We start from the raw sequence: 13,268 nt of genomic DNA on the forward strand, positions 1-13,268 counted from the left end.
TTTCATAGATAGTTCTTTTATTTCTCGTTTCGCACAGCTTCAAAAGTAATCATTTGATTTGCATTTGAAGGTTCTTTTTCATAATCATATTCGGCAGAGCAAGTAATGTTAGAGAAACCTATACTTTCTAAAAGGAGTTTAAACTCTACTATTCCATACCAGCGCAGCGCAAAACGTTGTAACTCTGTTTGTACTAGCTGTCCTTTACTCCACTTTTCATATTTCAAATATGATACAGTAACTTGGTTCAGCCAATCTATTTCAATTGATTTATTTTCTAATGTGATTCCGTCTCCGTTCGGCAAAGAAAAAGTCGATGTATGAATTTCCCCAGTCTTCCAGTCATGCGGAAGCATAATATCTACGATTAATCGTCCGCCTGGATTAAGATGTTCATAAAAACATTTCAATGCGTTTATAGAATCCACACGATTTTCAATTAAACAAAAAGATCCAGTAGGAATGATAATTGCCTCATATTTATGCGGAATTGAAAATTGTTGCAAGCTTCCTTCATACAAATTAGGATGTAAGCCTCTCTCTTTACACCGCTTACGGCAAGAATTAAGCATTTCAGGTGAATAATCTATCCCATCCACTTTAAAACCAGCCTCTAGAAGCGGAATGATGACACGCCCTGAACCTACTGCAGCTTCGAGAATTCTACCTCTACAATCTTTTAAACGTTCTTTGTAATACTCAATATCACCATTTAAAGAATAACCGACTGGTTTTGTGTAATCATACAGTTCCGTACAAAGTGTACTATAAAAACTAAACATTTATTTTCTCCTCCGTTTTTACGTACGGAAGATTCCAATTCAACTAATCTTCCTGTACCTCTAAATTTAATGCGCTTTCGAAAGAGCTGACTGTCATAATATATCACTCACTTTCCATAGAATATAATGATATTGTATTACATAACCTTCCAATTTGAAATATAAAATTAAAAATTCAGACTATAAAACAAAAAGCTTACTTTAGTAAGCTCTTTGGAAAAAATATTTATTTCACAATCGGCAATGTCACTTCACTTAATTTCACTGTAAGTTTCGTGCCCGCTTTCGGTCTAATTGTATAATCATAGTCGCTAGCAATTAAAACGACCCCTATTTGATGTCCAGCTTTAAAGACATAATCATCTGGCTGCATGTCCCATGTGAATGTATAATCTTTGCCCGGTTGAATCGCTGTTGAATTTTCTATACTCTTTACGTTTTGTGGATCCATCCAGCCTCTCGTTACGATTTCCGGCTTCGCTCCTCCATAGTCAACAAGTAATGCTGTTAAATTTGATACAGATCGATCAATATTTCCTGTAATTGAAATCTTTGGTGTACCACTTATGCGTGTATCTTTTTGAAGTACAGGCATTGTATATACTAATCGATTGGCTACTTCTAATTCTGGGTTTGCTACTAATTGATTTGATTTCATTTGTGCATCATCTAAGAATGAGAAAACTTTATTAGCCGATCCCATACTTAGTGGAAAATTGACTGATTTATTACTTAAATACATACGGATTTTTGAAGGTACAGCCGCTGGATCTGGCCAATTTTTTATCTTTTGCCACGATTTATTTTCTCTTTGCACATCAACCATTGGTTCATCCATAATTCCATTTTCAATTCCGTACAACCAATAATCTAACCATTTATTTTGTGTTTGCTGCCAGTTATTACTTGATGTCCCACCATGACCACCTTGGTGTAGCCACATTTTACGAGGAACATTATTTTCTCCGAGTGCATCCCACCATTGCGCGAACTGCTTCGTCTTAACATTCCAATCATTTAAACCATGAACAACAAATACGCTTGCTTTTACATTTTTAGCATCTTTTACATAATTGCGTTTATCCCAAAAATCATTATAATTACCTGTTTTTCGGTCTTGTCCAGCCGTTAACTCTTTTATAACTTGTCCGCAAACTTCAGGATTTTCCCTTGTCAGTACTGCTTCTGCCATATTATCTGTATCTTCTCCTTGATATCCGCCTGGCGCAATTACTGCACCATTTGCACGATAATAATCATACCAACTACTAATTGCTGCGATTGGAATAATTGTTTTTAAACCTTCAACTCCAGTAGTCGCAACAGCATTTGGTAGTGTACCATTATAAGAAACTCCAGTCATACCTACATTTCCTGTAGACCAATTTGCCTGAACTTCCTCACCCTGTTCTGTAAATGCTTTCGCGCGACCGTTTACCCAATCAATAACAGACTTTGTACCGAGTATTTCTTGTTCATCTCCAGTTGTAGGGCATCCATCTGATTTTCCAGTACCGATACTTTCGCCTAGAATAACTGCATAACCTCTTGGCACGTAATAGTTCCCATACGAACCAAGATTAACCGCTCCATACGGTTTTCCTTCATACGCATACAATTCTTCATCTACATTATATACAGGAACATCTTTTAATCCAGATCGATATGGACTCATTTCATAAATAACAGGAACCTTCACATTCGAATCTGTCTTTGGACGCATAACTTTTATCGATACTCTGTCTTTCTTACCGTCGCGATCACTATCAACCTCTGTCTCTACATATAAATTTTCGATAATAGCTTCATCGAGAGAATAAATCGGCTTTGTCATCCCATTTTCTAATTCAATTTTCGTATTTTTAGTCTCTTCTTTCTTCTCTGCATGCACATCCATAGTAAAGCTAGGTATAATTGTTGCAGATAGCATTGCTGACAGTGTAATTGCCATTTTCTTTTTACTCAAAATGTTCCCTCCCCTTATTCGTTCTCTTTTACTATATAACAAAATAACTGAAAATTCAGTTTTATTTTTATATAATAGTTGAGAAACTCAAAGATTTCTTATTAAGTAAAATTCAATACAGGTGTGAAAGTATTTTCCCACTCCCAGCTTCTATATAAAGTGAGCCCTCACCAATCGGGCGTTTACGGACAGCGGGGCCCCACCTAACTTCTTTGCTTCCGCTGAATTTTGAGTTTTGGGGTCTTACTGCCCGGCAAATAGCCGGAAAAATAGAGAAAAAGACAACCGATATTTCTATCGATTGTCTTACATTCCATTTATTATTTTTCTAACTCTTTAAAGGTATCTTTCAAGTCTTTATCTGATACTTTTATATCTGCATTTTTAAGCAGATCTCTAGTAACTTGTTGATGGAATTGAGGATCTTGTATACGTTGCTGTTCTAATTCTTTACGAATATTCTCTTTCTCTTCCTCATATGGTTTAAGCTCTTTTTTATCCGTTAGCTTAATTATATGATATCCGAAAGAAGATTTAACAGGTTCACTCAATTGACCAACTTCTAACTTATATGCAGCATCCTCAAATTCTTTCACCATCATACCTGGTCCAAATTCAGATAGTTCTCCACCTTTTTCTTTAGAGCCTGGATCCTCTGAATATTGTTTAGCCAATGCCGCGAAATCTTCGCCACTATTTAATTTTTCTTTAATTTCTTTTGCTGTCTTTTCATCTTTCACTAAAATATGGCTAACTTGAAGCTTTGGCTTATAGTGATCTTTAATATCTTTTTCCGTTACGGTTGCTTTAATAGCTTTTTCAAAAGCGAAAGTAAGCTTTAATTTCTCTTTCAACTGATCTTCATTTTTCACACCATTAGATTCCATATATGTATTAAAATTATCGCCCATCTTGTCTTTTAATTCTTTCAGTTGTTTCGTTACCTCTTCATCCGTAACTTTATATTTATCATTTAATACTTTCTCTACTACCATTTCAGATAAATTCTGTTTACCATAGTTTTCTTTTAATTTTTTGTTAAAATCACTTTCTGAAATGCTTCCTGATTTTGTAGTTACAATATTATCTGATGAACCACATGCAGATAAAGATAACGTCATCCCCATTAAAATGCTACCAATTACTAATTTCTTTCTTTTCAAATCCGAATACCTCACTTCATTAAATTCAAATGTAACTATGTAAATATAACGTTTCCCTGTGAACTTCACGTGAATTTAATGAAAGTAGAACATTTGCTAATTCTCCATTTAATACATCAATTTTGAAAATTATGGTGATTCATCCTGTATCGCTAACCTCTAAAGCTGCAAAAAGGACTAAATTTTCATTTGTCCTTTTTCACATTTATATAAAATTGAATTTCTCCATTTATAGAGGAAACTCCATATTCAAAACCATGTCTTTCTAAAATACTTTTCACTATCGCTAGTCCTAATCCTGTACCTGATTTTTCTTTACTACGAGAAGATTCTAGTACGTAAAAAGGCTCCCAAATTTTCTCGATATCTTTAATTTTATCCGTATGAATGCCATTTTTTATTTGAAAATATATACTTTTATTTCTATCTTCTAAAGTAATTATTATGCTTTGATTTGCTGTATATTTTATTGCATTAGAAATTAAATTTTGAAATACCATTCTCATTTTATTTAAATCTGCATAAACGATTGTATCACCCGTATTACAGTTTACTTGTAAGTCAATTGCTTTCGAATCCAGGTCAATCTGATGCTTATCTAATATACTCTGGACCAGTGGTTCAATGGGGAATTCTTCTTTTTGTAAAATATCTCTTTCTAGTTTAGAAAATCGTAATAGTTCTTCAATTAAGTTTGATATTTGATCTGTTTGTTTAATAATTGTATCTACGTAAGTCCCATCATCTAATCCATCTTTAATCCCCATAGAGTATGCTTTTACTAATGCGATCGGTGTCTTTAATTCATGCGTTACATCACCCATAAATCGTTTTAAATTTTCATTACGATTAGTTAAGTCTTGATGTGCTTCATGTAGTTTTTCACTCATGATATTAATACTATTGGCCAACTCTCCTATTTCATCATTCGTTTTCACTTTCGTTCTTTTAAACTGCAAATGTGAAATATCCTGAGCCACATCACTTAGCTCCTTCAGTGGCGTCGTTATTATTTTTGAAAGTATCCACACAAGTAAAATAATAAGAAGGAGCGAGAAACATACGATGTATAAGTAAAATGTATTTAACGTATTTATAATTTCATTTGAATTCGCAATGGAAGTCCCAATTAAAATTATCGTATCATCTTTCGCAATATATTTAGCAAAAAAACTCGCTTTTACCTTTCCTTGATCGTACAGTTTATTCGATTGCCCTTCCGTCTTCACTTTCATAACTTCGTCTTTCGTAATCCAAAGCTTATTTAAAGTTACTTTCTTTTTCGTAAGTTGCATGCGTAACGCTTCGTTCATAGCATCTTCTGACTGATTAATTGGCGTATACGCAATTGTAACGTTATTTTCACTTTCAATTGTATGAATAACATCCTCTATATTTTCCACTGTTGTATTTTGTATTTGTGTTGTAAATTTATTTAAGTTTTCACGTGTTTTATAAATATTATAGTTCGGTAAGAGATTGTTAATGAATAATAATGAAATCATAAAGATGAGAATAACAGTTGCAGAAATACTTAAAAATAACTTTTTCCCAAGTTTATTCACTTTGTTCCTCCAAACTATAGCCCAACCCGCGATGCGTCTTAATAATATTTTCTCCAATTTTTTTACGCAGCCTTCTTACATGTGTATCAACCGTTCTCTCTTCTCCAAAATAGTCAAATCCCCATACAATATCTAGCAATTTTTTACGAGTTAAAATCGTTCCTTTATGATTTAAAAAGCATTTTATTAATTCGAGCTCTGTTTTTGTAATTTCTAACTCTATATCATTTTTATATACTTTATTTTTGGCGAAATTTATTTTTACATCTTGTACTTGAATAATATCATCATGCTGAATAAGTTTTTTCGCTCGCGTAATTAGTACTCCTGGATGAAATGGTTTTTTCACGTACTCATCTGCCCCGCTTTGAAGTGCTGCTAATTCATCTTCACTTTCACTTTTCGCCGTAAGCATTAATACTTTTACGCTTGAATTCTTTTTTATTTCCTGACAGACAGTAATACCACTATGTTTTGGCATCATCCAATCCAAAATAGCTAAATCAATTTTTTCATCATAAAATATTTGAAGTGCTTCCTCTCCGTCTTTTGCTAATAAAACTTCGAAGCCTTCTTTTTCAAAATAAGCTTTTAAAATTCTTAACATATCTTGTTCGTCATCTGCAATTAAAACTTTCATATTTTTTCCTCCATTGCTTTTAAACAAAAACCAATTGTATCATACAACATCTTTGTTACATGAATGTGACAGAAAAATATTTAAAGCTTTTGAGGGGATAGTAATGGTGAGGTGTTGTATTATGATAAAAAAAATCGAGGTCATTTCTCTTCTTTTATTTCTATTATCAACAAATGCATTAGCAAATACAAATCAACAAATTGAAGTGTTTGATTGTCAAAAAGAAATGGTCATTCAAAAACAATCTTTAGATCCAATAGTCCAAAAAGAAGCAGTTCAATACGCTAAAGCAATTACTGGTCCATTTAAAAACTTAAATGTCGTTCCAAAAGATGGCTATATGATAAAAATCCCATTATCTAAGCCGGTTTCTATTACTAATCAATGGTTACACACTACAATAGACGAAGTACTTATACTGCTCCCACTAAATGAAAAGCCTTATATTATGCTTTATGATGATGAAAATAATCCGCATTTTTATTATGTAAAAGGTAAACCAGGATTATTATTGAAACAAATGAACGTTAAAACGTAATTGACTGAAAAGGAGTCACCTTATAAGCTAAATTTTAAAAGCTAAGGTGCTCTTTTTTATAATAACAATTTAGTAAATGAAATTATAAAAGTTGTTTTTTAATATAAGGATCGCAACTTCATATATCAGCGATTTTTAAGATATATCGATTTACCAACAAAAAACCTGTCCGTCTATTCTTTTGGTAGCTACCTCGATAATACTTTGTAGTGACTAGATCCCTTATATAATCCCTCTTTTACAAATCCATTTGCAGTATAAAACGCATCTCCTTCCTTCGTGTCAGCATGTAATACAATCACTTCAAAATACTTTTCCGCATGACATAATAGTTGGTTTAATAATAAGTTCCCTAACCCTATACGCCGAAAATCCTTTGAAATATAAAATCTCCTTAACCGCCCAATCTTATTGTCTTTTGTGTACGGATCCTCATTTAAACCTCCAACTCCAATTAACATATCACCTTGAAAAATACCATATAAACATTCTCCAGTTTTATTGAATGTATTTATTTCGTTTTTATATTCACTTATTAGCCTTATAAGGAAATTAAAACCTTCTTCTTCACTGTCTTGAACGAGATGACTGAATTCATATCCCATTAAATTTTCTATTTGTTGAATATGTATATCTTTCAAGTCCATTCCCCCTAAGTACGAAAATATATAAAATGCTCGAGAATCATTTATTCTGAGCATTTTTATGGTTGTTACTTTATTTAATTCATAGCGTGCGTATTCTTCACTTCATATCTAAACCGATAATACAGTTGATTAATTTTATTATGAAAATATAAGAGCCTTGCTACAATCTAGTGTGTGATAAGGCTCTTTAAAATTGTTTAATTCTTATTGAATTAAAGCATGTGTTTGTTTAAGTGTATACATTCACCATTTATAAATTCTCTCAAATATACAATAAGTTTATATATTTCTCATTCTTCTCTAACAGGTTCAAAATCAATTGTAATTTGTTAATCGATATGTTTGTGTAACCACTGTTCAAATATCTTTAACTGTTCTTCAGTATGAAAGTAATGTTCACCCGTCTCCATAACTTCTAATTCACAACGATGTTTTTTTGTAAAATAGTTAATAGTTTCAAATTCGCACAGTTCATCCTTGGCTCCGTACATAATATATGTATCTATATTCCATATATTAATAGGATGTTCTTTTACATAGCATAAATAATCCCAATATAACTTTTGACCAATAGGTGTCTCTATAGTCATTTCTTTTTGCAAAAGCTCTGGTGTTACATTAAACCATTTCATCATATTTTCGATAATTCTTTCCATATTAACTACTGGTGATAAAAATAATGCCTTTTCTACCACATCATTTTGATAAGCTAAAAGGCTAAAATACGCTCCCATACTACATGCAAACACGTTTATTTCTTTCCAATTTTCTTTTGCATAATTCATAATTATAGATAATTCACTAACACAAATCTGTATTTTGCAAGGAGTGTTATCATTTTTTCTTTCTCCATGCTCAGGTAAATCAAAGCTTAATACTTGATAACCTTTTCGATTGGCTTCTTCAGCTAATATTTGAATAACTGCATCTTCCTTATTTGACATATTTCCATGTACTGCAATAAAAATTTTTTCACTCTTATCTCCCCACAAGACCGCGGGAATATTACTAATTTTAAAATTATTTTTAAACATATTCCCTCCATAAAATAAGACATATAGGACTTGGAAAAAATGCACACACTTTATTTATCTCTGTACAGCAGGCAATATCCCCTTCAACTCCATTAAATCATCTATTACTACATCAGCCTGAGCAAGTTCATCTTCTTGCGCAAAATCAAAATTGCACCCAATTGCAAGTAAACCGTTGTCTTTCGCAGCATTTATATCAGATAGCCGGTCACCAACTACGGCTGCCTCTTTTATATCATATTTGTTCATAATACTTTTAACTAAGTCACCTTTATTTAGCGATTGTATTTGTTCAATACTAAACGTTTCAGTCACCCACTTGTCTAAAGCATAATAAGTTACGATTGCTCGTAAATATTCTTTCAAACCATTACTAGCAATGTAAATGGAACAATTATTTTCTTTTATATATGTAAATATTTCTTTTACATTTGGATATAAAGCGCCTTTTCCGCTTTTTATGTTTTCAATAAGTCTATCTAAAAAATATGCATCTGTTTGTTCTCTTACTTCAATAGAATGGTCCGGTAATAAAGCTTCCCAAACTTTCGGTAACGGCACACCCATAATTTCTCTATATTTATCAATTGGAGTTACTGTATCCCATAATTGTAGTGATCTTAAGTGATTAAAAGTATCATCTAAAGATAATTCTAAAATTTTATCTGTTTGAAATAACGTTCCGTCCATATCAAAAATTAATGCTTGTAACATCTCATTCTCTCCTTTTGAACTATAGTACAGTTTTACTCTTTATATTTTTAAGCATCTCAATAATAATTTCTGAGCAATACTTCGCAGCAGTTTGCGCGAAGTCATCATAAGAAATTTGAGCTTCATCATCTGCGCTGTCAGAAATACATCTTATAATGAGAAACGGTATATCATTTATATAGGCAACATGTCCAATTGCTGCCCCTTCCATTTCTGTACAATGAGGTGCGTATTCGTCTATTAATTTCGCCTTTAACTTTGAATCTTCAACAAAACATTCACCGCTGACAATTCTTCCTTCATGAACTGCAATCTGTAAACTACTACTAATACAAGCTTTACGTGCTAACTCTACCAATTCCTTACTTGCAATAAATTCCTCTTGGAACGGAAATAAGTTTTTCATTTGAGTTTTACTTACATCATGATGAGTAACATTCGTTGAAATAACTATATCGCCGACTTTTACATCTGAATGTAATCCGCCAGCAACGCCCGTATTAATGATAGAGTCTACATCAAATTTATGAATTAATGTTTGCGCGCATGCAGCTGCATTTACTTTCCCTACACCAGAACGTGTAATAATTACTTCTATTCCCATGAATTCTCCAATATAAAAAGGCATTCCCGCTATTGTCTGTTCCTCTTGTATAACTAGTTTTTCTAAAAGTAAATCTATTTCAATTTGCATTGCTCCAATAATGCCGATTCTGTTCATGTATGTAGTCTCCTCTTTATTTATAAGTCGGCCAATATATTATGTAATACACCATAATTTTCAGCTATCCAATTCATTTCATCTGCAAAGCGTGAAGGTGGTACACTATGCTGATCCATATTGGCATGGATCCACCAAGTACTCTCCATGTACCAAAGCATTTGAATTGCCCGAACAATATTCCCTACTGGAAAGTCTACATCATTTCGGTACCCTTCTAAAAATGATGCAACAAGACTCTTATTTAATACTCCGTCACTTAATGCGCACGATATAACTACACGGCCAATATCTAACTCTACATAATCGTAATCCATGCGATCAAAATCAAGAATCGCTGATACTTTATCATTAAGAAACAAGAAATTATCTACCCATAAATCACGGTGCACCCATCCCCGTTGGCTATTATGAAATTGTTCTGTATTTACCAATTGTGTTGCTTCTTGCTGTAATTTTATATAAGAGAGAATGTGCTCTTTTCCTAGCTTCTCTACTTCTCTCATTTTTTCTCCCCAATGTTTCAATCTCGCCTCTTTAGTAGGTGGAACAAATTTAGGATTTTCTCCTTTTATTAAAGAGCCATCATTTAACAAGTTATGCATATAACCTATCGTCTGACCAAGAGAGTGAATTTCCTTTTGATTCACTTTTCCTGGTGAAACTAAGCTACCTTCCTTATGTTCTAATACTATAAATCTTTCATCACTTTTTGATATATGCATTACATTATTTTTATAAATTAATACCCTTGGACAACTTACACCATTATTATGTAATCTTTGCTGTTGTTGTAATGCTTGTATTAAAAGGTCTGGGTTATACATTTTGTAGCGTTCTTGATTATATTGCTTTAATACAAAATCCCCTGCATCCGTTTCGAGTTTCCACTTCAAATTTAGCCAACCACGATGAATAGGTATTGCATTTCGAATTTTAAATTCAAATAAAGTTTCACATTCTACTTTCAGTTCTTGAAAAATCATTGTAGCTTTTTCATTAGATAACGGCTCTATCATCTTACTTGTCCTTTCTTAGCTTGGCATTCCTTTCACTCTCTCTAACATAACCGACAATAAAAATTTCGGAAGTACAAGTTGCCTCTTCAATCTTTTCGGCTGTGAGAGTAACCTATACAGCCATTCAGTTCCAGTATCCCTCATCATTTTCGGTGCTCTTTTTACAGTACCAGATATTATATCAATCATGCCTCCGATACCAATAGATAGCGGAACGTTTAATGTTTGTATGTTTTCATAGATGAACTCTTCTTGTTTTGGTGAACCTAGTCCTACGAGTAGTAAATGCGGCTTGAATTGCTTAATTTTTATTTTTATTTTTTCTATTTCTTCACCATTACAAATCCATGCTGTCCTTTAAACTGTGCTCCTGGGAACTGCTCATTTAATTTTTCTAATGCCTTTTTATTACTTTCTGGAGCGGCTCCAAAAAGAAAGACACGATATTCATTGTCGTTACAATATTTTATTAAATCACGAGTTAAATCCGCAGATAGTAACATCTTTTTAAACTGCTTTGATTTTTCCGTATTTTCCTTTGCAGACATAAAAATTTCAGAATTTGCAGTTACTACAAACCTTGGTTTCTCTTGTTGTTCATGTATCCAACCTTTTAATAAACTTATAGCTTTTGCATATTCTAAAGTTGAAAAAGGTATACCTTTTATAAACTGTTGATCCACTATACTCTCCCCTTACATAAGCTGCAAATATTCATCAATGTCTTTAGAAATTTGAATAAAAGCCTTATTCCAAAATTCATAATTTCTTATATCTATTTCAAAATATTTTTTCATAAGCTCCTCTACTGGAGCCTTTCCTGTTTCTCTTAAAAACTCTTTATATTTCGGATGAAAAGTACTTTTACTTTCTTGAGCTATTTCTAATAAACTAAAACTTACTAAATATCCAAATGTGTATGGATAATTGTAAAAAGGAACATCTGCTATATAAAATTGAATATATTTCATCCATACAAACGGCTGGTATTCACTTAAAGAATTTCCATATGCTTCTTTTTGTGCCATTATAGATAATTTCTCAATTTCATCACCACTTAATGGACCCTCTTTACATTTTTCATAAAATGTTTTTTCAAACTGATACGATGCTCGTATTGCCATTACATAATTAAAACTATTTCTTATTTTCCAGCTAAGCAATGCCTTTTTCATATCTTTACTATCAGTTGTTTCAATTAGATAATTTAAGAGTACCGTTTCAAAGAAAATAGATGCTGATTCAGCCGTACTCATCGGCAAATAATCATCTAAAAAAGATGTAGATTGTTCAAAACTCATATTATAAAAATGCCAAGCATGTCCTAATTCATGAGCGAGCACTCTTACACTATCTATACTCCCATCATAACGCATGGAGATTCTCGATTCTTTCTCACTGAAAAATGGAGCACAAAACCCACCTGGTGGTTTATTCTCTCCCGGTTCAGCATCTACCCATCCACTTTCTATCGCATTACGTGCAAATTCTGCTAATTCTTCGTCAATATTCTTACATGCATCATAAACGTTTTGTACTGCGACTGAAAAAGGAATAGTAACCTCATTACTTTCCTTTACTGTCATAAGTTCATGCCATGTAATCGAAGCTTTCCCTTTCTTATACACGTTTAAAGCACTTACTAATTTATCAAGGTTTTCTTCTGTCACATTCCACATTTGTAATAATACAGTTTCTGAAATGCCATTCGCATGAAAAGATTGTGTTAAAATCTCTCTATCTTCTATTTCATTACTCTTTATATTACGTAATCTCCCTATTTGATTTAATACAGTAGCAAAGATTTCTTTTTCCTTATGTAAAGTACTTGTAAGTAACTCGAATACTTCTAATCTTTCCTTTTCATTATCACTATTCATTGCAATGTTATTTGCTTGTCCAAATGATAATTGTTTGTTATTGTGCGCTATTTCTATCCTATCCCGTAATTGTATGTACATATTTTCCCACGCATTAAGTTCATCTTTTATTAACTTAGTATTATCTGAAGTTTCCACTTCATTATGTTTTATTACTTGCTGTACTTCACTTTTTAGTTCCTTCACTTTCACAGTCAATTTAGTAAGGTCAGATGAAACACTTTCTTCAACCGATTGACAGTACAAATAGTATTCTGCTTTTTCAATAGCTTGTATAAGCTTTGAAAGAATCTCTACATCTTTTGTTACAAAATATTGCTCTTTCAACTCCAAAATCGGAAATAGAATATCCTCATTCAAATACAATCGATTTAAATCCCATCTAGCAATTTCTTGCATTTTTATAGCCGCCTCCTATTTTTACAAATAGTTACAGATATTTCTCCCTACACAATTATATATGAAATGAAAAAATTTCGATATCATTAAATATTCAGATTCCTATAAATGCATTCTTATTTATACTCTTTTCTTCTACCATTAAGTATCATTCCACATATAAAAAATACTCCCTCTACAAGATTGCATTTGATATAGGA

General features: G+C 32.4%; 12 protein-coding genes and 1 pseudogene. 1 reads left to right on the forward strand and 12 read right to left on the reverse strand.

All coding sequences use genetic code 11. The features are described from left to right. Positions 1 to 17: 17 nt before the first annotated feature. From ACTJJY_RS07290 to ACTJJY_RS07310, 5 genes are all read right to left on the reverse strand, one after another. On the reverse strand, positions 18 to 782 hold the full coding sequence (locus tag ACTJJY_RS07290) for a class I SAM-dependent methyltransferase (protein ID WP_440605316.1): 765 nt from the start codon (positions 780 to 782) through the stop codon (positions 18 to 20). A gap of 226 nt (positions 783 to 1,008) precedes the next feature. Further along, a complete protein-coding gene (locus tag ACTJJY_RS07295; protein ID WP_098127584.1) occupies positions 1,009 to 2,748 on the reverse strand; it encodes a Xaa-Pro dipeptidyl-peptidase in 1,740 nt (579 codons plus the stop codon). Between the two features lie 320 nt (positions 2,749 to 3,068). Continuing rightward, entirely contained in the window at positions 3,069 to 3,911 is an 843-nt protein-coding gene (locus ACTJJY_RS07300) for a peptidylprolyl isomerase PrsA (protein ID WP_001987511.1), read from the reverse strand. A 185-nt stretch (positions 3,912 to 4,096) separates the two neighbouring features. Beyond that, on the reverse strand, positions 4,097 to 5,476 hold the full coding sequence (locus ACTJJY_RS07305; protein ID WP_440605317.1) for an ATP-binding protein: 1,380 nt from the start codon (positions 5,474 to 5,476) through the stop codon (positions 4,097 to 4,099). Then, positions 5,469 to 6,116, reverse strand: a complete 648-nt coding sequence (locus ACTJJY_RS07310; RefSeq protein WP_000865979.1) for a response regulator transcription factor — start codon at positions 6,114 to 6,116, stop codon at positions 5,469 to 5,471. The genes ACTJJY_RS07305 and ACTJJY_RS07310 overlap by 8 nt, the downstream gene beginning before the upstream one ends. Positions 6,117 to 6,237: 121 nt before the next feature. Between ACTJJY_RS07310 and ACTJJY_RS07315 the strand changes: the two genes are divergently transcribed. After that, positions 6,238 to 6,654 (forward strand): hypothetical protein, encoded by a 417-nt coding sequence (locus tag ACTJJY_RS07315; protein ID WP_095690706.1) that lies wholly within the window; start codon positions 6,238 to 6,240, stop codon positions 6,652 to 6,654. A gap of 188 nt (positions 6,655 to 6,842) precedes the next feature. Here the strand turns inward: ACTJJY_RS07315 and ACTJJY_RS07320 are convergent, their stop codons facing one another. The 7 genes and pseudogenes from ACTJJY_RS07320 to ACTJJY_RS07350 all read right to left on the reverse strand — a co-directional run bounded on the left by ACTJJY_RS07320 (position 6,843) and on the right by ACTJJY_RS07350 (position 13,068). Beyond that, positions 6,843 to 7,295, reverse strand: a complete 453-nt coding sequence (locus tag ACTJJY_RS07320) for a GNAT family N-acetyltransferase (protein ID WP_423220065.1) — start codon at positions 7,293 to 7,295, stop codon at positions 6,843 to 6,845. A gap of 335 nt (positions 7,296 to 7,630) precedes the next feature. Next, a complete protein-coding gene (locus ACTJJY_RS07325; RefSeq protein WP_053564205.1) occupies positions 7,631 to 8,335 on the reverse strand; it encodes an alpha/beta hydrolase in 705 nt (234 codons plus the stop codon). Positions 8,336 to 8,389: 54 nt separating this feature from the next. Then, positions 8,390 to 9,049, reverse strand: coding sequence for an HAD hydrolase-like protein (locus tag ACTJJY_RS07330; protein ID WP_168410545.1), 660 nt, complete (start codon positions 9,047 to 9,049; stop codon positions 8,390 to 8,392). A gap of 19 nt (positions 9,050 to 9,068) precedes the next feature. Next, on the reverse strand, positions 9,069 to 9,770 hold the full coding sequence (locus tag ACTJJY_RS07335; protein WP_440605318.1) for a 5'-methylthioadenosine/adenosylhomocysteine nucleosidase: 702 nt from the start codon (positions 9,768 to 9,770) through the stop codon (positions 9,069 to 9,071). A 20-nt stretch (positions 9,771 to 9,790) separates the two neighbouring features. Next, positions 9,791 to 10,789 carry a phosphotransferase gene (locus tag ACTJJY_RS07340; RefSeq protein WP_440605319.1) on the reverse strand — a complete coding sequence of 333 codons (999 nt, stop codon included), beginning with the start codon at positions 10,787 to 10,789 and terminating at the stop codon, positions 9,791 to 9,793. Positions 10,790 to 10,804: 15 nt separating this feature from the next. Then, a pseudogene (locus ACTJJY_RS07345) lies at positions 10,805 to 11,472 on the reverse strand (WecB/TagA/CpsF family glycosyltransferase). Between the two features lie 12 nt (positions 11,473 to 11,484). After that, positions 11,485 to 13,068, reverse strand: coding sequence for a M3 family metallopeptidase (locus ACTJJY_RS07350; protein WP_144465276.1), 1,584 nt, complete (start codon positions 13,066 to 13,068; stop codon positions 11,485 to 11,487). Between the last annotated feature and the right edge of the window lie 200 nt (positions 13,069 to 13,268).

It is taken from the genome of Bacillus sp. 22475 (assembly GCF_052044835.1).
Classification (GTDB): Bacteria; Bacillota; Bacilli; order Bacillales; family Bacillaceae_G; genus Bacillus_A; species Bacillus_A cereus.

Excerpts from the sequence above, each read along its gene's own strand:
- ACTJJY_RS07315 (WP_095690706.1), top strand. The coding sequence starts at position 6,238 with ATGATAAAAAAAATCGAGGTCATTTCTCTTCTTTTATTTCTATTATCA.
- ACTJJY_RS07325 (WP_053564205.1), bottom strand. The coding sequence starts at position 8,335 with ATGTTTAAAAATAATTTTAAAATTAGTAATATTCCCGCGGTCTTGTGG.
- ACTJJY_RS07310 (WP_000865979.1), bottom strand. The coding sequence starts at position 6,116 with ATGAAAGTTTTAATTGCAGATGACGAACAAGATATGTTAAGAATTTTA.
- ACTJJY_RS07290 (WP_440605316.1), bottom strand. The coding sequence starts at position 782 with ATGTTTAGTTTTTATAGTACACTTTGTACGGAACTGTATGATTACACA.
- ACTJJY_RS07330 (WP_168410545.1), bottom strand. The coding sequence starts at position 9,049 with ATGTTACAAGCATTAATTTTTGATATGGACGGAACGTTATTTCAAACA.
- ACTJJY_RS07350 (WP_144465276.1), bottom strand. The coding sequence starts at position 13,068 with ATGCAAGAAATTGCTAGATGGGATTTAAATCGATTGTATTTGAATGAG.
- ACTJJY_RS07335 (WP_440605318.1), bottom strand. The coding sequence starts at position 9,770 with ATGAACAGAATCGGCATTATTGGAGCAATGCAAATTGAAATAGATTTA.
- ACTJJY_RS07340 (WP_440605319.1), bottom strand. The coding sequence starts at position 10,789 with ATGATAGAGCCGTTATCTAATGAAAAAGCTACAATGATTTTTCAAGAA.